General features: G+C 68.9%; 17 protein-coding genes. 10 read left to right on the forward strand and 7 right to left on the reverse strand.

Going from position 1 to position 18,038, the window contains the following annotated elements:
- Positions 1-110 precede the first annotated feature (110 nt).
- Positions 111-1,037: a LysR family transcriptional regulator gene (locus tag HDA44_RS37050; protein ID WP_184832637.1), complete on the forward strand. Its 927-nt coding sequence runs from the start codon at positions 111-113 to the stop codon at positions 1,035-1,037.
- 102 nt (positions 1,038-1,139) lie between these two features.
- Positions 1,140-1,790, forward strand: a complete 651-nt coding sequence (gene lexA / locus HDA44_RS08175; protein WP_184832638.1) for a transcriptional repressor LexA — start codon at positions 1,140-1,142, stop codon at positions 1,788-1,790.
- A 111-nt stretch (positions 1,791-1,901) separates the two neighbouring features.
- On the opposite strand, the gene HDA44_RS08180 is transcribed toward lexA, so the two are convergent.
- Positions 1,902-2,300, reverse strand: coding sequence for a MerR family transcriptional regulator (locus tag HDA44_RS08180; protein WP_184832639.1), 399 nt, complete (start codon positions 2,298-2,300; stop codon positions 1,902-1,904).
- A gap of 59 nt (positions 2,301-2,359) precedes the next feature.
- Between HDA44_RS08180 and HDA44_RS08185 the strand changes: the two genes are divergently transcribed.
- Positions 2,360-3,274, forward strand: a complete 915-nt coding sequence (locus HDA44_RS08185) for an NAD(P)-dependent oxidoreductase (RefSeq protein ID WP_184832641.1) — start codon at positions 2,360-2,362, stop codon at positions 3,272-3,274.
- A 103-nt stretch (positions 3,275-3,377) separates the two neighbouring features.
- Entirely contained in the window at positions 3,378-4,007 is a 630-nt protein-coding gene (locus HDA44_RS08190; RefSeq protein WP_184832643.1) for a class I SAM-dependent methyltransferase, read from the forward strand.
- Between the two features lie 33 nt (positions 4,008-4,040).
- On the opposite strand, the gene HDA44_RS08195 is transcribed toward HDA44_RS08190, so the two are convergent.
- Positions 4,041-4,481, reverse strand: a complete 441-nt coding sequence (locus tag HDA44_RS08195) for a YybH family protein (RefSeq protein ID WP_184832645.1) — start codon at positions 4,479-4,481, stop codon at positions 4,041-4,043.
- 89 nt (positions 4,482-4,570) lie between these two features.
- On the opposite strand from HDA44_RS08195, the gene sigJ reads away from it, so the two are divergent.
- Positions 4,571-5,464, forward strand: coding sequence for an RNA polymerase sigma factor SigJ (sigJ, locus tag HDA44_RS08200; protein ID WP_202887266.1), 894 nt, complete (start codon positions 4,571-4,573; stop codon positions 5,462-5,464).
- Here the strand turns inward: sigJ and HDA44_RS08205 are convergent.
- Both HDA44_RS08205 and HDA44_RS08210 read right to left on the reverse strand, forming a co-directional pair.
- Entirely contained in the window at positions 5,427-6,734 is a 1,308-nt protein-coding gene (locus HDA44_RS08205) for an FAD-dependent oxidoreductase (protein ID WP_184832648.1), read from the reverse strand. The genes sigJ and HDA44_RS08205 overlap by 38 nt on opposite strands.
- 7 nt (positions 6,735-6,741) lie before the next feature.
- On the reverse strand, positions 6,742-7,608 hold the full coding sequence (locus HDA44_RS08210; RefSeq protein ID WP_238352395.1) for an AurF N-oxygenase family protein: 867 nt from the start codon (positions 7,606-7,608) through the stop codon (positions 6,742-6,744).
- A 149-nt stretch (positions 7,609-7,757) separates the two neighbouring features.
- Between HDA44_RS08210 and HDA44_RS08215 the strand changes: the two genes are divergently transcribed.
- The 3 genes from HDA44_RS08215 (at position 7,758) to HDA44_RS08225 (ending at position 10,363) form a co-directional block, all read left to right on the forward strand.
- Positions 7,758-8,894: an MFS transporter gene (locus tag HDA44_RS08215; protein ID WP_184843107.1), complete on the forward strand. Its 1,137-nt coding sequence runs from the start codon at positions 7,758-7,760 to the stop codon at positions 8,892-8,894.
- Positions 8,895-8,967: 73 nt separating this feature from the next.
- Positions 8,968-9,876, forward strand: coding sequence for a DUF929 family protein (locus HDA44_RS08220; protein WP_184832650.1), 909 nt, complete (start codon positions 8,968-8,970; stop codon positions 9,874-9,876).
- Position 9,877: 1 nt separating this feature from the next.
- On the forward strand, positions 9,878-10,363 hold the full coding sequence (locus HDA44_RS08225; protein ID WP_337905725.1) for a vitamin K epoxide reductase family protein: 486 nt from the start codon (positions 9,878-9,880) through the stop codon (positions 10,361-10,363).
- On the opposite strand, the gene HDA44_RS08230 is transcribed toward HDA44_RS08225, so the two are convergent.
- A complete protein-coding gene (locus tag HDA44_RS08230; RefSeq protein WP_184832651.1) occupies positions 10,360-12,720 on the reverse strand; it encodes a phosphoketolase in 2,361 nt (786 codons plus the stop codon). The two genes, HDA44_RS08225 and HDA44_RS08230, sit on opposite strands and share 4 nt — an antisense overlap.
- A 231-nt stretch (positions 12,721-12,951) precedes the next feature.
- Here HDA44_RS08230 and HDA44_RS08235 point away from each other — a divergent pair, with 231 nt between their 5' ends.
- Positions 12,952-15,111 carry a DEAD/DEAH box helicase gene (locus HDA44_RS08235; protein WP_184832652.1) on the forward strand — a complete coding sequence of 720 codons (2,160 nt, stop codon included), beginning with the start codon at positions 12,952-12,954 and terminating at the stop codon, positions 15,109-15,111.
- On the opposite strand, the gene HDA44_RS37055 is transcribed toward HDA44_RS08235, so the two are convergent.
- Positions 15,101-15,751 carry a transglycosylase SLT domain-containing protein gene (locus tag HDA44_RS37055; protein WP_202887267.1) on the reverse strand — a complete coding sequence of 217 codons (651 nt, stop codon included), beginning with the start codon at positions 15,749-15,751 and terminating at the stop codon, positions 15,101-15,103. The genes HDA44_RS08235 and HDA44_RS37055 overlap by 11 nt on opposite strands.
- A 67-nt stretch (positions 15,752-15,818) precedes the next feature.
- The gene (locus HDA44_RS08245; RefSeq protein ID WP_184832653.1) at positions 15,819-17,207 is read right to left on the reverse strand and encodes an alkaline phosphatase; all 1,389 of its coding nucleotides are present in this window, start codon (positions 17,205-17,207) and stop codon (positions 15,819-15,821) included.
- A gap of 229 nt (positions 17,208-17,436) precedes the next feature.
- Between HDA44_RS08245 and HDA44_RS08250 the strand changes: the two genes are divergently transcribed.
- On the forward strand, positions 17,437-18,012 hold the full coding sequence (locus HDA44_RS08250) for a dihydrofolate reductase family protein (protein WP_184832654.1): 576 nt from the start codon (positions 17,437-17,439) through the stop codon (positions 18,010-18,012).
- Positions 18,013-18,038 lie beyond the last annotated feature (26 nt).

Here is an 18,038-nt window from a genome sequence, read left to right on the forward strand (position 1 = left end):
GGCTCCACAACTGTCAGTTGTCTGGAGTCCTCATCCAAATGCGGTGACCGCCGCGCGATCAAACAACCCGACACGCTGCTCGACAACTGTTGGTTGTACTGTCTGGTCCCGTGAATCTCGACAGCCTGCGGGCGTTCGTAGCCGTCGCCGAGGAAGGACAGTTCCGGTACGCCGCCGATCGGCTCGAGCTCAGTCAGCAGGCGGTGTCGAAGCGGATCGCGGCACTGGAGGCCTCGCTCGGCGTCACGCTCTTCGACCGGGTTCCCACCGGCGCGACGTTGACCGAGCAAGGACGGCGGTTCCTGCCGCACGCGCACTCGGTCCTGATCGCCGCGCGGCATGCGATCGAGTCGGTGCAGAGTGAGGCGCGGCCGTTGCGCGTCGACATCCTCGGCTCCCGCCTGCTGCCCGCCGTGCTGATGCTCGACTTCCACCACACGCATCCGGAGATCGCGCTCAAGACACTCGTACTGCGGGGGCTGAACGCGGCGGTGCCGGCCTTGATCGCCGGCGAGATCGACGCGACCTTCGCGTACCACCCGGAGCCGCTTCCGTCCGGTCTGAACAGCATGGTCGCGTACCTGGAACCGCATGACGTGATCGTCGGCGACCGGCATCCGCTGGCGAACCGTACGACGGTCCCGCTGGACGAGTTGCGCGCGTACACGATCTGGATTCCGGGGATCATCGAGGGCAGCGAGTGGGGCGCGTTCTATCGCGAGCTGTCCGCGGACTTCGGGCTGACGATCGACTCGACCGGACCGAACTTCGGGTTCGAGGACCTGGTCGAAACCGTGGCCGAGTCCAAGTCACTCGTCACCTTCTGGGGCGAGCGGACCCGCGAGGCCGGGCCGTGGCTGCGGAACCTACGGCGGCTCCGGGTGGTCGATCCGACTCCGGTGTACCCGTGGTCGCTGATCCGGTTGCGAGCCAACAAGCATCCGGATCTGACGACTCTCGTCGAGCACATCCGTGACCACCACCCCCCACCGACCGACACCACTTCGCTCTGGCTCCCCCACCAACTCCGCCGCTGACCCGCCCCAAACCGGTTTGGGGAGGTCTACAGCCCGTTCCGGGTAGGCGCGACTCCCCAAACCGGTTTGGGGCGGTGTCGCCGGGGCGACTAGGATTTCGCGGTGACTGATCTCGACCTGTTCGGCGACCTCGACCTCGCCGCTCTCCCGGAGCGGCAGCAGCGGATCCTGGTGGTGATCCGGGACTGGGTGACCCAGCACGGGTACCCGCCGAGCAGCCGGCAGATCGGCGACGCGGTCGGGCTGCGTTCGTCCTCGTCGGTGTCGAAGCACCTGGCCGCCCTGGAGGACAAGGGATTCCTGCGCCGCAGCCCGTCGGTGTCGCGGCCGATCGACGTCCGGATGTTCCTGCAGGAGCCGGCCGCGCGGGACAACGGCGACAACGTACCGGTCCCGGTCGTCGGAGACATCGCGGCCGGTACGCCGATCTCCGCGATCGAGCACGTGGACGACGTACTCCAACTCCCCCGCGGCCTGACCGGACGCGGCAACGTCTTCGGGCTGCGCGTCCGCGGCGAGTCGATGATCGACGCGGCCATCTGCGACGGCGACATCGTCGTGGTCCGGCAGCAGACCGAAGCACACTCCGGCCAGATCGTCGCCGCGATGATCGACGAAGAGGCCACCGTCAAGGTGTACCGGCGACGCAACGGGCACGTGTACCTGGAACCCCGCAACCCGGCCTACGAAGTGATCGACGGCGACAACGCGGCCGTGCTGGGCGTCGTCGTGTCGGTGCTGCGCAGTGTGTGACTCAATCGGCACAGCGCGGTGGATGGGCACAGCGCGGTGGATGGGCGCGGCGCGGTGGATGGGCACGGCGCAGCTGCGCTCGGCGCCGGAGCACCTGCGCTGCTGTCGCGCCTAGCTCGTCGGCGCGGCCGCGCACGCCAGCGGATCGTCGGTTTCCATCAGCGGTTCGGCCTCGATGATGGAGTCCAGCGTGTCGCGCGCGGCAAGGAGTTCTGCCACGGCCGCGTTGAGTCGTTCACGTTCCCGGCGCAGATTCGGGAGCAGCCCAGAGCAGCCCGGCGTCAACCCTCGGTCATCGTTGATCATGCAGGGCAGTAGTTCGGCGATCGTGGCGGTGTTGAGTCCGGCAGCGAGCAGGATGCGGATGCCCCGCACGGTTTCGGAGTCCTGTTCGCGGTACTCGCGGTATCCGCTGGACCGCCGTAGCGGATTCAGCAGGCCCTGCTCCTCGTAGTAGCGCAACGACCGCACGCTGACCCCGGTTCTCCGGGACAGCTCCCCAATACGCATGTGATGCTCACCGCTTCGAGTTGACTCTCACGCCCACGTGAGGGTCCAGGTTATCCCGTATGACAAATCAGCATTCATCCGGATATGACCGCACTCCCGTCAGCGTCATCGGCCTGGGACCGATGGGAGCAGCGCTGGCTGCGGCGTTCCTGGACCACGGCCACCCCACGACCGTCTGGAACCGTTCACCCCAGAAGGCTGACGACCTTGTCGCCAAGGGCGCCCACCGTGCGTCCACCGTCATCGAGGCGGTCTCGGCGGGCCCGATGATCATCGTCTGCGTCAAAGACTACGAGACCATGCACGAGATCCTCGGCGCCGCCGGTGACACCCTGAACGGCCGCGTGCTGGTCAACCTCAACTCCGGTACGCCGTCGCAAGCCCGTGCGGCGGTCGGCTGGGCAACCGAACGCGGCGCCGGCTACCTTGACGGGGCGATCATGGTGCCGCCGCCTCTGGTCGGGCACCCCGGATCGGTCTTCCTGTACAGCGGTTCGCCGGGCGTCTTCGACCAGCACCGGCAGACGTTGGCGAGCGTGGGCGACCCCCGGTACCTCGGCTCCGACCCCAGCCTGGCGGTGCTGTACAACGCGGCACTGCTGGACATGATGTACGCGACCATGAACGGCTTTCTGCACGCCACCGCCCTGGTCGGCTCGGCGAACGTCTCGGCGGTCGAGTTCGCCGAGCACGCCCTCGGCTGGTTCATGCCCACAGTAGTGGATTCGGTCCTCGCCGAGCAGGCGCCCGAACTGGACAAGGGCAACTATCCCGGTGACCTCGGCACCTTGGAGATGAACCTCAACGCGCTTGAACACATCACCCAAGCCAGTGTGGAACAAGGCGTCCACTCCGACCAGCCGCGACTGATGAAAGAGATCGCCGAACGGGCGATCACCGACGGCTACGGCGGCAAGAACTACCTGGCCGTGTTCGAGATCTTCAAGCAGGCGACCAGGGAGCCGCCCACCTAGTCCGAGCGGCTGGACAGGCGTTCGTGCAGTAGTTCTGGCTGGGCCGGGTTTGTCGTGAGCTCGGCGGCGCGCCACCTCCGGCATATCTGACAAGGTGGGTGCCATGAAACGGCCGATCTTCGCCCGGATGTACGCGCGGGTGCGCCCGACGCTGGACCAGCACGGCGCGGCCGAGCACCGGCGGCGGCTGCTGGCCGGGGCAGTCGGCGAGGTGATCGAGGTCGGTGCCGGCGACGGCGGAAACTTCGCGCACTATCCCGCCGAGGTCTCGCAGGTGCTTGCGGTCGAGCCGGAGCCCTTCCTGCGTGCGCACGCCGAACAGGCAGCCGCGAAGGCGCCGGCTCGTGTGAAGGTCGTCGAAGGTACGGCCGACCAGCTTCCGGCGCCTGACGCGTCAGTGGATGTGGTCGTGGTTTCGCTGGTCCTGTGCTCGGTGCCCGACCAGCGCATCGCGCTCGCGGAAGCCCGGCGCGTACTGCGACCTGGTGGCGAGCTCCGCTTCTACGAACACGTCGCCGCCGAACCGGGCCGCCGCCTCGCGACCGTGCAGCGCGCCCTGGACGCGACCATCTGGCCGTTCTTCGTCGGCGGCTGCCACACCCACCGCGACACCGCGACCGCGATCAGCTCGGCCGGTTTCACGATCGAGGAACTGGATGCGTTCGAGTTCCCGCCGGATCAGAAGAGTCCCGCGAGCCCGCACATCCTCGGCCGCGCGGTGCGGACCGGCTGAGGCCCGGCCGGCGAGTCGGGTCAGCGAATCGGGTCAGGGTGTGAGGTCGGTGGCGGCGTGGCCCTCGGGGAAGTACATCGGGACAGACGCCTGGTCGTGGACGATGAGCCAGGTGCCGTTGGTGCGTTGCCAGGCGGCGGTCCAGCGGACCCACATGCCGGATTCGGTGCCGTCGGCCAGGGTTCCGCTGAGTCGGTTCACGGCGTACGTGACAGCGAGGTCGCCGTCGACCAGGACAGTCAGGTCGCGTACCTCGTACCCGAGTGGGAGTTGGTAGATGGTGAAGATCTGCTCCCAGCTGGCCAGCTTCACCGCCGCCCCGAGGTGCCGCAGCGGCGCCTGGACGTCGAACGAGACCAGGTCCGGCGCGAAGATCGTCTTCAGCGCGCCGAGGTCGCCGGTGCGTACGCCGGTCAGCAGGGTGTCGATCCGCTGCCGGATCTCGATTTCGGAAACCGCGTTCGGTGTGCTCATGATCGGTACGACGGGACAGCCCTCGCGAGTGTCAGACCTGACGTTTCGGCAGGCTGCTTCGTCGGACCGGTATGGACGAGAGGATCGAGATGACCGACCCAGGCCTGAGCGCGATCATGAGCGAGCGGCGGCAGCTGATCAACCTCGCCTACCGGCTGCTCGGCTCGCTGGCCGACGCGGAGGACGTGGTCCAGGAGACGTACGCGCGCTGGTACGCGATGACGCCCGCGGATCAGCAGGCGATCGACAACCCGGCCGCGTGGCTGACTCGGGTGGCGAGCCGGATCTGCCTGGATCAGCTCCGGTCGGCACGCGCCCGCCGGGAGCGGTACGTCGGCGAGTGGATTCCGGAGCCACTGCCCGAGAGCACCGAGTGGCACACCGGTCAGGGCGGCGCGGACCCGGCTGACCGGGTGACGCTGGACGAGTCGGTGAACATGGCGTTCCTGGTCGTGCTCGACTCGATGACGCCGGCCGAGCGGGTCGCGTTCATCCTGCACGACGTGTTCCGGTACCCGTTCGCGGAGGTCGCCGAGATCGTCGGGCGTACGCCGGCCGCGTGCCGCCAGCTGGCCTCGTCGGCGCGGCGGCGGATCGACGCGTCGCAGTCGCCCACGCCCCCGTCGGCCCGGCGCGCCGAGCTCGTGCGGGAGTTCAAGGCGGCCTGGGAGGCGACCGACATTCAGGCGCTGGTCGGCATCCTGGACCCGGACATCACCGCGGTCGCCGACGGTGGCGGGATCGTGCAGGCGATGCTCGAGCCGGTCCACGGCACGGATCAGGTCGCGCGGTACTTCTCGAAGCTCACGCTCGTACTGCACGGCCGGACGATCCTGGAGCGTACGGTGAACGGTCAGCCTGGTTTGGTCGTGCAGTACGAAGGGGTGACCGAGACGGTGTTCGCGTTCGGGTTCACCGGCGAGCGGATCTCCAACATCTGGGCGGTCAGGAACCCGGAGAAACTGCACCCCTGGACGAGCTGACCAGCGTCTGGACGGTCTCCTGGGCGCACGCCTTGTTCACGCCGATGCCACCGCGTGCGCCCCGCTTGATCCAGCCCGCGACGTAATGCCCCGGCCGGCCGACGACGGCGCCGCGTACGTTCGGCACGGTCCCCCGCGCGGAATCGAACGGCAACCCGTCGATCGGATCACCTTCGAAGCCGATCGCGGTCACCAGCGTGCCGGCCGAAATCAGCTCCCCGCCGTCCAGCAGAAGCCCCCGGCCGGCACCGGATGCTCCACTGGCCGCGCGGTCGGCGCTGGGCGTGCGGTCGGCGCCGGTCCAGGCGACCGGTGTCGCGTGGTACTTCAGCGTGACCCGGCCACCCGACATCGCCTGCAGCTCCTGCAACGCGGACTCGGTGTACGCGGCATCCTCCGGCCCGCGCCGCCCGAGCAGCACGACCTCCCGAATCCCACTGGCACCAAGCACCCGCCGCACCCCGGCCGCAACGTCCATCGACCGCAACCGCTCATCATCACTCACCAGCAACCGCGCAACATCCAGCGCGACATTTCCGTTGCCCACCACAACCACCCGGGGACCGTTCAACTCGACCGGCAACACCGCCCCCGGCCGCCCATTGCACCAGGCAACAAAATCCTCAGCCGTACAAGCCGAGTCCTCACCCACGATCCCCAACCGCCGACTCCGCCGGGCCCCCACCGCATGAACCACGGCATCAAACCCACCCCGACCGAGCAACTCCTCGGCTGTGGTCCCCGGACGCCAGCGCGCCCGGGGATGCCGGGTGATGCGCTCGAACGTGTCGATGATCTGCTTCGTCTGCGGGTGATCGGGTGCGACGCCGAATCGCACCAGCCCACCGACCTCCGCGAGCCGATCCACGAGCGTGACCTCGGCATCCGTCCGCAACAGCAGTTCGCGCGTCGCGTACATCCCGGCCGGCCCGGCGCCGACCACCAGCACTCGCCGCGGCCCGCCACCCCACACCTGGTACTCCGGCGGTTCCCACGTATCCAGATCCATCGCCGCGAGCGGGTCGGACCCGGCGAAGTACGCGGCGTTCCGCGAAACATCCTCGGCCGCCGACCGGTCAGCCGGCTTCGCCGCGTCCACCGGGCAGATGTCCGCGCACGCGCCACAGTCGATACAGGTGCGCGGATCGATGAACAGGCTGACACCCGTGCCGAACCCGGCCTCCCCCGGTGACGGATGGATGCTGTTCATCGGGCACACCGCGACACAACTGGCGTCCGAGCAGCACTCCCCCGAGATCGCGAACGTCATCGCATCCTCACAGCAGCCCGGTCCGCCGATACACGCGCGCCGCCGCCGGCGTCAGCAGGCCGACCGACCCGAGGAAATCCATCAAGTTCGCACAGCTCGTCCGCAGCAAGGAGCGATGGTGCTCGTTCCGCCGCGCCTCGCGGACCGCCCGATCCACATCCAGACCGACGTTCGCGTACACCTGCGGGCTGACCATGCTGGACACGATCATGTCGGCGGCGATCGCGATCACCAGCGCGCTCACCCAGCGCCGACCACGTCCCGCCGAAGCCAGCCGCTCCCGCGTCTCCTCGCGGGCGAACACCATGTGCCGCGACTCCTCGACGACATGGATGTGGTTGACGGTCCGTACCAGCGGCGCGACCCGCCGGTCCCGCATCCAGTCACGCTGCATCACGTCGAGGACCTCTTCGGCGACCAGGATCGCGGCGTACGCGGACTCGCCGGTCGCGACGGTCTTGAACATCCGCCCGAGCTCGCGGGCCAGCAGCCGCGGCCGGTACGCGGGTTCGACCAGCTTCGCGGTGGCCCGCGCGAACATGATCGAGTGCCGGCACTCGTCGGCGATCTCGGTCAGCGCCCACTGGAACTCGGCGGTCCGCGGTGGCTTGTCGTAGATGTCCCGCAGGATCAGCTGCTGCAGGATCATCTCGAACCAGATCCCGGTCGTCGCCACCGACGCGGACTCGTGCCGGGTCAGCTCCCGGCGCTGGTCAACGGACAGCTCGTCCCAGTACGACGTCCCGTAGAGCGTGCTCCATTCCGGCGACAACCCGTACCCGTCACCGACCGGCGCGTCCCAGTCGATCTCCGTCTCCGGATCCCTGGACAGCCGGTCCGCCGACCCGAGCAACCGCTGCGCGGTCTCGTCCATCCGACACCTCCGCACTATATGACATCGCCTATGTAACATAACTGCTGTCCCAATCCCGCGCAAGCCATCCCGCGAATGCGCGCCGAGGTGACGAGCTAGATTGAGGCCGGAATCGGCGACCAGCTGCCGGGAGAAGTTCGGTGAAGCAGATGTGGCCGCTCTACGCGGCCGGGTTCACGACCGCGTTCGGGGCGCATGCGGTGGCGGCGAACTTGGGTGGATCGTCGTCGGACGCCGTCACCTCGCTGCTCACGCTGGGCGCGCTGCTGGCGTTGTACGACGGCGCCGAGGTGCTGCTGAAGCCGGTGTTCGGATCGATTGCGGATCGGGTCGGGGCGCGGCCGGTGCTGCTGTTCGGGCTGATCGGGTTCGCGATTGCTTCGAGTACCTCTGTGATCGCGGACCGGCCGGGGTGGCTGTGGGTCGCGCGGCTTGGGCAAGGCGCGGCTGCCTCGGCGTTCTCGCCGGCCGCGTCGGCGCTGGTCGCGCGGTTGAATCCGGCGGCGAAACACGGGCGGGCGTTCGGCAGCTACGGGTTCTGCAAGAGCCTCGGGTACACGGCTGGGCCGCTGCTCGGTGGCGGGTTGGTGTGGCTTGGGGACTTCCGGTTGCTGTTCGCGGTGATGACGGCGTTGGCGCTTGCCGTGGCGGTGTGGGCGTTGGTTGTCGTACCGGTGGTGCCGCCGCTGCCTCGGCGGCGGCAGACGGTGGTCGACCTGGCTCGGCGGATCACGGACCCGCGGTTCCTGCGGCCGACCTTGGCGCTCGCTGCCGCGACGGCGGCGTTGTCGGTCGGCGTCGGGTTCCTGCCCGTGACCGGCAGGTCCGACGGGCTGGGGTCGATCGCGACCGGCGCGGCCGTTTCGCTCTTGGCCGCGACGGCAGCCGTCGTGCAGCCGCGCGCGGGGCGGGCGCTCGACGCCGGCCGGTTGAGCAGCCGCACCGGTACCGCGGTCGGGCTCGGGCTGGCCGCCGCCGGTTTCGTCTGCGCCGCGTTGCCGGGCGTCGTGTTCCTGCTGATCGCCGCCGCCCTGATCGGCGCGGGCACGGGCATCATCACCCCCCTCGGCTTCGCCGCGCTGGCCGCGAGTACGCCACCTGAACGTCTCGGTCAAACGATGGGGACCGCCGAGCTGGGCCGCGAGCTGGGCGACTCCGGCGGGCCGCTCCTGGTCGCGGCAGTGGCCACCGCGACCGCCCTCGATACCGGCTACCTGATCCTCGCGGCGCTCCTCGTGCTCGGCCTGCTCCTCCTCGGCCGTGCGGGAAGAGTAACCTCGCCGTGACGTACAGGTAGGAACTTCCGGGGCCGATGCATAGTTGTTCTTGCGGAGCCTGGACGCGAGTTGGAGGAGAGTCATGGCAAGGCGTGTCGAACAGAAGGCTGCGGCCCGGGAGCGGATCGCAGCGCAGCTGGCCGCGCAGCAGCAGGCCGAGCGGCGCCGGCGCCTCCTGCTCGCGCTCGGAGCCGTGGTGCTGGTGGTGGTGATCGTCGGCGGCCTCATCACGATCCGGCTGGTCGGCGGCGGCAAGAAGACCGCGACGAACCCGAGCGGGTCCGCGGACGCGCAGATCGTGAACGCGCTGTCGTCGATCCCGGACTCCGCGTTCGCGACCGTCGGCAGCGCCGCCGTGCAGGCGGCGCCGAACGCGATCAAGGGCACTCCCCTGACCGCCGACGGCAAGCCGAAGGTGCTCTACATCGGCGCCGAGTTCTGCCCGTACTGCGCCGCCGAGCGCTGGCCCGTGACGGTCGCGCTGTCCCGGTTCGGCAAGTTCACCAACCTGGGTACGACGCACTCGTCCGGCAGCGACGTGTTCCCGAACACGGCGACGCTGTCCTTCCACGGCGCGTCGTACACGAGCCAGTACCTGGCGTTCACCGGCGTCGAGACGACCACGAACCAGCAGGTCGGCGGCCAGTACGCGCCGCTCGACACCCCGACCGCCGAGGACCAGAAGACCTTCGACACGTACAACAAGCCGCCGTACGTCTCGAGCAGCGGGTCGATCCCGTTCGTGGACCTGGGCGGAAAGTTCGTGTCGTCCGGCGCGACGTACACGCCTGAGGTGCTGACCGGGAAGACGCAGGCCCAGATCGCCGACGCGCTGAAGGACCCGTCGAACCCGATCAGCAAGGCCGTCCTGGCCTCGGCGAACGTCTACACCGCCGCGATCTGCAAGCTGACCAACAACCAGCCCGCCAACGTCTGCTCCACCGAGGCCGTGACCGGCGCGGCCGGCAAGCTCGGCGCCGAGAAGGGCTGACGTGAGCAGGACAGCGCAGCCGACCACGAAGGCAGGCCGGCCGTCCGGCGGCCTGGGCGTGATCCCGTGGGCCACGCTCGCCGTCTCGATCGCCGGGCTGGCCGTCGCGGCGTACCTGACCTACGAGCACTTCACCGCCGGTACGACGCTCGCCTGCCCCGACACGGGCGTGGTGAACTGCGCGAAGGTCACCAGCAGCCAGTACTCGAAACTGTTCGGCATCCCGGTCGCACTCCTCGGCCTGGCGTTCTTCGTCGGCATGACAGCGCTCTCGGTTCCACCGATGTGGCGGACCGGATCCCCATGGCCGGCCCGCCTGCGCCTGGCCGGCGTACTGGTCGGCGTGGTCTTCGTGTGCTACCTGATCTGGGCCGAACTCTTCCAGATCGACGCCATCTGCCTGTGGTGCACGGTCGTCCACGGCCTGACCCTCGTCCTCTTCACCCTCGTCATCGTCCGCCAGGCACTCCTCCCGCCGTCGCCCTAGGGCGTCCAGCGCCAGTCGCGGACCTCGGGGAGGTCATCGCCGTAGGTGGTCACGTGGGCGTGATGCCGCGTTCGCTGATCCGCGAAGTACTGACGTGTGCTCGCCGCGCGCGTGCCCAGGGCCGGGACTCGGTCGATCACATCCATCGCCAGGTGGTACCGGTCGAGGTTGTTCCGGACGACCATGTCGAACGGCGTGGTCGTCGTACCCTCCTCGATGTACCCGCGGACATGCAGATTCGCGTGCCCGTTCCGCCGGTAGGTGAGGCGGTGGATCAGCCACGGATAGCCGTGGTACGCGAAGATGACCGGCTTGTCGGTGGTGAACAACGCGTCGAACTCGGCATCCGGCAGGCCATGCGGATGTTCGGTCGCGTCCTGCAACCGCATCAGGTCGACCACGTTCACGACGCGGATCCGCAACTCCGGCAACTGCTGCCGAAGCAGATCCACCGCCGCCAGCGTCTCCATCGTCGGTACGTCACCCGCGCACGCCATCACCACATCAGGATCACCGTCGTCGTTGCTCGCGAAGTCCCAGATCCCGGCGCCGCGAGCGCAATGCAGCGCGGCGTCCTCCCAGTCCAGCCAGTTCGGCTGCGGTTGCTTGCCCGCGACAACGACATTTATGTAGTTCCGGGTCCGCAGACAGTGGTCCATCGTGGACAGGAACGTGTTCGTGTCAGGTGGCAGGTACACCCGGACGACCTCGGCCTTCTTGTTCACCACATGATCGATGAACCCGGGGTCCTGATGCGAGAAGCCGTTGTGGTCCTGTCGCCAGACGTGCGACGTGAGCAGGTAGTTCAGGGACGGGATGCGCCGCCGCCATTCCAGCCGGTTGATCGTCTTCAGCCACTTGGCGTGCTGATTCACCATCGAGTCGACGATGTGCACGAACGCCTCGTACGAGGAGAGCACGCCATGCCGGCCGGTCAGCAGGTACCCTTCCAGCCAGCCTTGGCAGGTGTGCTCGCTGAGGATCTCCAGCACCCGCCCGTCCCGCGCGAGATGGTTGTCGCCGTCGCGCAGCTCGCCGAGCCAGCGCTTGCCGGTCACCTCGTACACGGCGCTCAACCGGTTCGACTCGGTCTCGTCCGGTCCGAAGAGCCGCAGGTTGTCCGGGTTCAGCGTGAACGCATCGCGCAGGTACGCACCGAAGACCTTCGTCGGCTCACCGTCCTCCGCGCCCGGCACCTTCACCGGCACGGCATACTCGGCCACCGCCGGCAGCTCCAGGTCGCGGCTGACTTCCCCACCGTTCGCGTGCGGGCTCGATCCCATCCGCCGCCGTGGTTCCGGGGCGAGCTCGACCACCGACGCGACCGGCCGCCCGTCCGCGTCGAACAGTTCTTCCGGCCGGTAGCTCCGCAGCCACGATTCCAGCTGGCGCAGATGATCCGGATTCGTCCGTACGCCGGACAACGGGACCTGGTGCGCCCGCCACGTACCCTCGACCTGTTCACCATCCACGGTGTGCGGCCCGGTCCAGCCCTTCGGCGTACGAAACACGATCATCGGCCAAGCGGGCCGACTCGCAGACCCCGAGCGTGCCTCGCGCTGGATCTCGTCGATCCGCTGCATGCACTGATCGAGTGTCGCCGCCAGTGCCTGATGCACGGCCTCCGGCTCGGATCCGGCGACCAGGTACGGCTCGTACCCGTACCCGCGGAACAGCGCGGTCAGCTCGTCGTCACCGATCCGCGCCAGGACGGCGGGGTTCGCGATCTTGTAGCCGTTCAGATGCAGGATCGGGAGTACGGCACCGTCGCGCGCCGGATCCAGGAACTTGTTCGAATGCCACGCCGCCGCGAGCGGACCGGTCTCGGCTTCGCCGTCACCGACCACGCATGCCACGACCAGGTCCGGATTGTCGGCCGCCGCGCCGTACGCGTGACTCAGCGAGTAGCCGAGCTCGCCACCCTCGTTGATCGAGCCCGGCACGTCCGCGGCCACATGGCTCGGAATCCCACCCGGAAACGAGAACTGCTTGAACAGGCGGGCCATGCCGACCTCGTCCCGCGTCGTGTTCGGGTACGCGGCGGTCCAACTGCCCTCCAGCCAGGTGTTCGCCACCAGCGCCGGACCGCCATGGCCCGGACCGGTCACGAACAGCACGTCCCGATCACCCTGCCGGATCACCCGGTTGAGGTGCGCGTAGAGCAGGTTGAGCCCGGGCGTCGTACCCCAGTGACCGAGCAGCCGGGGCTTGATGTGCTCCGGCTGCAACGGCTCGCGGAGCAGCGGGTTGGCGAGTAGGTAGATCTGCCCGACGGACAGGTAGTTCGCGGCCCGCCAGTACGCGTCGATCCCATGCAGTTCCGCGTCGGCCAGCGGCCTGGTACCCAGCTGCTCCACGTCTCGCCCCCTCCGGTGCCCTGGTTTCCAGCCCGCCAGTACCCGATGGCGCGGGCCACAATCGGCGCGGTAGGATTGATTCTCGATCGCGCTTACAGGAGCGGTGAATTCTGAGCCGTGTTCCTGGAGGACCCTCTGGACGGCTCCGCGTGACGTCTCGTCCGCGGGCCGGTCCTCGTGCGGTCTGGCGTTCCGCCGCGGCTCCGTCGTGGCACGACACAGGAGGAAACGTTGGCCCGACGAGGTCAGCGCCAGCCCGGCGCTACCCGTTCCGCAGCAGCACCCCGTCGACGGCGCCGTACCCGCGACGGTGAGTCGGACGGTCTGATCCAGGTCCTCGCCCAGGCGGTGCGCGAGGTCGAGGGCGCGGTCACGCGGTCCGCGACCAAGCCGTCGACCCGGACCAAGTTCCAGGTCGTCGCCCTGCTCGTCCGCGAGGAGCGGGCCCGGGTGAACGGTGACACGGCCGCGACCGAGGCGTACCGGACCGAGCAGCTCCGGCGGCTCGACGGGATCGCCACGATCCTGGCCAAGACCGCCGCGCTGGACCCGTCGCTGCTCGGTCTGCTGGCCGAGGAGGCGGTGATCTCCGAGGCGGCCGCGACGCTGCGCAGGCAGATGCTGGCCGACGCCGGGATCGAGCCGCCCGAGGAGCCCGAGCCGGTCCAGCCGGAGATCGCCCCGGAGACCACGTCCCGGCGGGTCGTACCGCAGGCGGTGGTCTCGCGGCAGCTGGCCAACCCGTTCCTGACCCCGGACTTCTCCGCCGCGCCGGCCCGGCCGGCGCACGCCGGCCGGCTGGCGGGCTGGGAGCTGATCGGGCCGTTGCTGCGCTCGTTCGAGCACGCCGCGGCCTCCGCCACGATGAACCTGCCGGACCCGATGTCGATGCGGCTGGCCGGTGGCATCGACGCGCTCCGGCTCCGCGGCCTGGAGCTGATGCCGCACCAGGCCCGGCTGATCGCCGCCGCGGCCGAGGGGCACCGGACCTTCCTGCTCGCCGACGAGCCCGGCCTCGGCAAGACCGCGCAGGCGCTGCTGGCTGCCCAGGCCGCCGACGCCTATCCCCTGCTGGCCGTCGTCCCGAACGTCGTCAAGACGAACTGGGCCCGCGAGGCCGGTCTCTGGACCCCGCGCCGGACGCCGACCGTGATCCACGGTGACGGCGACTCGATCGACGGCTTCGCCGACATCGTGGTGGTGAACTACGAGGTGCTCGACCGGCACGTCGGCTGGCTCGGCGACCTCGGCTTCCGCGGCATGGTGGTGGACGAGGCGCACTTCATCAAGAACAAGAAGTCGCAGCGCTCCCGGAACGTGCTGGATCTGTCCAACCGGATTCGCTCCCGGGCCGGGCGCCCGCTGCTGATGGCGCTGACCGGTACGCCGCTGATCAACTCGATCGAGGACTTCACCGCGATCTGGGAGTTCCTCGGCTGGGTCGACGAGAAGGCGCCGCGGCCGGAGCTGATGGCGAAGCTCGACGACACCGACCTGACCCCGGCCGACCCGGGGTTCGCCGCCGCCGCGCGGGCCGCGGTGATCGACATGGGCATCGTCCGCCGCCGTAAGGTGGACGTCGCCGCCGACATCCCGGCGCGCCGGATCGCCGACCTGCCGGTCGAGCTGGACGGCGCCGTCGGCCGCTCGATCCGGGCCGCCGAGCGGGAGCTCGCCGACCGGCTGGTCGAGCGTTACCGGACCGCGCTGGAGACCCGCCGTTCGGGCGTGGTCGTGGACGGGATCGACCACGACCTGGTCCGTCAGGTGGCCGGCTGGGAACGTACCGAGATGGCGGCCAAGAAGACCGGCGAGAACGTCTTCAGCCTGTTCCGCCGGATCGGTCAGGCGAAGGCCGGACTGGCCGCCGACTACGCCGCCCAGCTGGCGCAGAACGTGGGTAAGGTGGTCTTCTTCGCCCGGCACATCGAGGTGATGGACGCCGCCGAGGAACTGTTCGCCGAGCGCGGCATCCGGTACTCCTCGATCCGTGGCGACCAGACCGCGAAGACCCGGCAGAAGAACATCGATGCCTTCGTCAACGATCCGGAGGTGGCGATCGCGGTCTGTTCGCTGCTCACCGCCGGCGTCGGCCTGAACCTGCAGGTCTCCTCGAACGTCGTCCTCGCCGAGCTGTCCTGGACCAACGCCGAGCAGACCCAGGCGATCGACCGGGTGCACCGGATCGGCCAGGACGAGCCGGTGACGGCCTGGCGGATCATCGCCGCGCAGACCATCGACACCCGGGTCGCCGACCTGATCGACGCCAAGGCCGGCCTGGCCGCGAAGGCGCTGGACGGGTCGGACGAAGAGGTCGCCCAGTCCGCCGACTTCCAGCTCGAAGCCCTCGCCGCCCTGCTGACCAGGGCGCTGGAGGCGGTCAGTTCTTGAGGGCCTCGGCCGCCGTCGGCCAGTACTTGTGCAGGCGGTCGAGGTACGTCCCCGCCTGCGGGCCGGCCTTCCGGCCGCGGGCGAAGATCCGCATGTTGCCGCCGCCGGCGTTGTAGCCGAGGGCAAGCAGTTCGTCCTTGGTGTACAGGCCGGCGCGCTTGGCGGGCAGCCGTTTCGCCAGGTCGTGCAGGTGCCAGGCGGCGGCCTCGATCGCCAGCGCCGGGTTGTCCGGCAGCTCCGACCACTTCCGCTTGGCGAAGTCCCGGCCGCGTTTCGTCTCGTCGAACGCGGCCTCGTGCATGTTCGCGATCCCGAACGCCGGGTTCGAGTCCACCTGCGCCCACTGCCGCTCGAACTTCGGGTCGTGCGGCTTGTACGACTCGCAGTACAGGATCGCCATCAGCAACTGCGGATTGACCCCGGCCGCCTTGGCGTACTTACGCACCTCGGCCGCGAAGTGCGCCGGGTCGTAGTTTTCGTACCAGGGCTTGGTCGCGGTCGCTCTCGGTGTCGTTTTGGTAGCGGTCGGCTGCGGTTCCGGCGCCGACCCGGTCTTCGTGGTCTGGTCCGAGCAGGCCGCCCACACACCCACCATCAGCGCCCCGACCACAACCCACGACCACCGCTTCGCCACCTGCACCCCTCCAACTTATCCGTACGGCCCCCGGATCGAGTCGAACCGGGGGCCGTACGGGTGTTTCGGGGGGTTACTTGCCCTGGAGGACGGTGAAGAGGTCGGTGTGGTCGTTCGTACCGAGAACCGCGTCCGCGCCGGGGCCGTTGGCCCAGACCGGAACGACCGCGCCGGTGTGCTGCTGGCTCGGGCCGCCGGCGACCGGCGCCTTGCCCTCGCCGCCATACCCGGCGGTGCCGTAGGTGAGGCTCAGGGTCTGACCGTCCTTGGTGGTCACGTTCGTGGAGTAGCCGGTCGGCAGACCGGTGCCGGAGGCGTCCTCACCGACGATCTGGCTGGTGTGCGAGTGGTCAGCGGTGATCACGATCAGCGTGTCCGGGTGCGTCTTCTGGTAGTCCAGCGCGACGCCGACCGCCTTGTCGAAGTTCACCGTCTCGCCGAGCTGGCCGCACGCGTTGGTGGCGTGGTCCTGCTTGTCGATCGAGGCGCCCTCGACCTGCAGGAAGAAGCCCTTCTTGTTCTCCAGCAGGCTGATCGCCTTGGCGGTCATGTCGGCCAGGCTCGGCTCGTTCGCCGGGCGCTGGTTCTCCTTGCACGCCTGCGGCGCGTTGCCCTTGCCGAGCGACGCGGCCGGTCCGCTCCACTCCAGCGACATGTTGCTCTTGTTGAACAGCCCCAGCACCGGCTTGCCGGCCTTCACGGACTTCAGCCCGGCGGCGTCGGTGACGTACTGGATGCCCTTGTCCTTGGCCTGGTCCACGACCGTCTTACCGGCGTACGGACCACCGGTGATCTGCTGCTCGAACCGGCCACGGCCACCACCGAGGAGTACGTCAACCTTGTGGTCGACCTCCTGCTCCGCGATCGAACCGAGCCCGCCGGCCGCCTTGGTCTCCTTCGGGCAGGCGGCCATGTCGGCCGGACCCTGGCAGCCGCGCAGCGACATGTGCGAGGCGAGCACGGCCGGCGTCGCGTCGGTGATCTCCGCGGTGGACACGTCGCCGACCTTCTGGCCGCGCTTCTGGGCCAGCTCGAGCAGGGTCTGGTAGTTCGTCCCCGGTACGTTCTCGGCGCTGCTCGGGCCCTGCGAGATCCGCTCGTCGAGCGTCTTCTTGCCGGTCGCCCAGCTCGAGCCGGTGGAGGCGGAGTCCGGGTCGTAGTCGGGCAGGTACGGCGGCTTCGCGGCCGGCTTCACCGAGTACGTGGTGTCGAAGCCGGTGTACTTGGCCCGGTCGACGTTCAGCTTGTTGTGGACGCCCTGGTAGTACCGGGCGGCGGTGATCTCCTGGGTACCCATACCGTCACCGAGGAAGAAGATCACGTTCTTCGGCCCGCGCTGCGGGTGCCCGCCCTTCGCCTCGGCGGAGTCGAACGCGCCACCGGCGGCGGCCGAGGCCATCCCCGCCGCGGCAATCACCGAGGCCGCGGCGAACGCGGCCACGAAAGCCTTTTTCCTGATCATTACGGGCCTTTCTGCTCGGACAAAACATCCGGAACGTATGCGTCTCCGCCGCCCAGCAGGTGACCAGCAACCAACCATCAGATGACGGCACGTTGCGTACTGTTGGGAGGACCCTCCGTGCTGAGTGACCTGGATCACACCGGATTGCAATGGCAACGTGTCGAGCTGCCCGGCGCCCGCTCGACGCACTGGCATCAGGCAGGACCACGAACATTCAAGGAGCAAGCAGATGCGTACCCTCATCACCACCGCGTTCATGTCCCTCGACGGCGTTGTCGAGGCGCCTGGCGGCGACACGGACTACCGGAACTCCGGCTGGACGTTCAAGGGCATCCCGTTCGACCTGGACGCGTACGCGCTGAAGGGCGAAGAGCAGGCCGAGGCGACCGCGCTGCTGCTCGGCCGGGTCAGCTACGACATGTTCGCGCCGGTGTGGCCGAGCATGACCGACGACTTCCCCGGCTACAACGCGATGCCGAAGTACGTCGTGTCGACCACGCTCAAGGACAGCGACCTGGTCACGAACTGGGGTGACATCACCATCCTTCGCTCGCTCGACGACGTCGCCGCCCTGAAGCAGACCGAAGGCGGCCCGATCATCGTCAACGGCAGCGCCGCCCTGAACCGCAACCTGGCCGACGCGGGCCTGATCGACCGCTACAACCTGCTTGTCTTCCCGGTCCTCCTCGGCGCCGGCGACCGCCTCTTCTCCACCGCCGACAAGGACAAGCAGCCCCTCAAGCTGACCGACAGCCAGGCGTACCCGAACGGCATCCAAAAGCTCGTCTACGAGGTCCAGCACTGACCAAACCTGTCCTAGCTCCGTACTAC

Origin of the sequence: Kribbella solani, from assembly GCF_014205295.1 — a bacterium.
GTDB classification, from domain to species: Bacteria; Actinomycetota; Actinomycetes; order Propionibacteriales; family Kribbellaceae; genus Kribbella; species Kribbella solani.

What these genes read in the sequence shown, in the direction of transcription:
- HDA44_RS08180 (WP_184832639.1), bottom strand. Translation starts at nt 2,300, where the DNA reads ATGCGTATTGGGGAGCTGTCCCGGAGAACCGGGGTCAGCGTGCGGTCG.
- HDA44_RS08185 (WP_184832641.1), top strand. Translation starts at nt 2,360, where the DNA reads ATGACAAATCAGCATTCATCCGGATATGACCGCACTCCCGTCAGCGTC.
- HDA44_RS08190 (WP_184832643.1), top strand. Translation starts at nt 3,378, where the DNA reads ATGAAACGGCCGATCTTCGCCCGGATGTACGCGCGGGTGCGCCCGACG.
- HDA44_RS08195 (WP_184832645.1), bottom strand. Translation starts at nt 4,481, where the DNA reads ATGAGCACACCGAACGCGGTTTCCGAAATCGAGATCCGGCAGCGGATC.
- sigJ (WP_202887266.1), top strand. Translation starts at nt 4,571, where the DNA reads ATGACCGACCCAGGCCTGAGCGCGATCATGAGCGAGCGGCGGCAGCTG.
- HDA44_RS08205 (WP_184832648.1), bottom strand. Translation starts at nt 6,734, where the DNA reads ATGACGTTCGCGATCTCGGGGGAGTGCTGCTCGGACGCCAGTTGTGTC.
- HDA44_RS08210 (WP_238352395.1), bottom strand. Translation starts at nt 7,608, where the DNA reads ATGGACGAGACCGCGCAGCGGTTGCTCGGGTCGGCGGACCGGCTGTCC.
- HDA44_RS08215 (WP_184843107.1), top strand. Translation starts at nt 7,758, where the DNA reads ATGTGGCCGCTCTACGCGGCCGGGTTCACGACCGCGTTCGGGGCGCAT.
- HDA44_RS08220 (WP_184832650.1), top strand. Translation starts at nt 8,968, where the DNA reads ATGGCAAGGCGTGTCGAACAGAAGGCTGCGGCCCGGGAGCGGATCGCA.
- HDA44_RS08245 (WP_184832653.1), bottom strand. Translation starts at nt 17,207, where the DNA reads ATGATCAGGAAAAAGGCTTTCGTGGCCGCGTTCGCCGCGGCCTCGGTG.
- HDA44_RS08250 (WP_184832654.1), top strand. Translation starts at nt 17,437, where the DNA reads ATGCGTACCCTCATCACCACCGCGTTCATGTCCCTCGACGGCGTTGTC.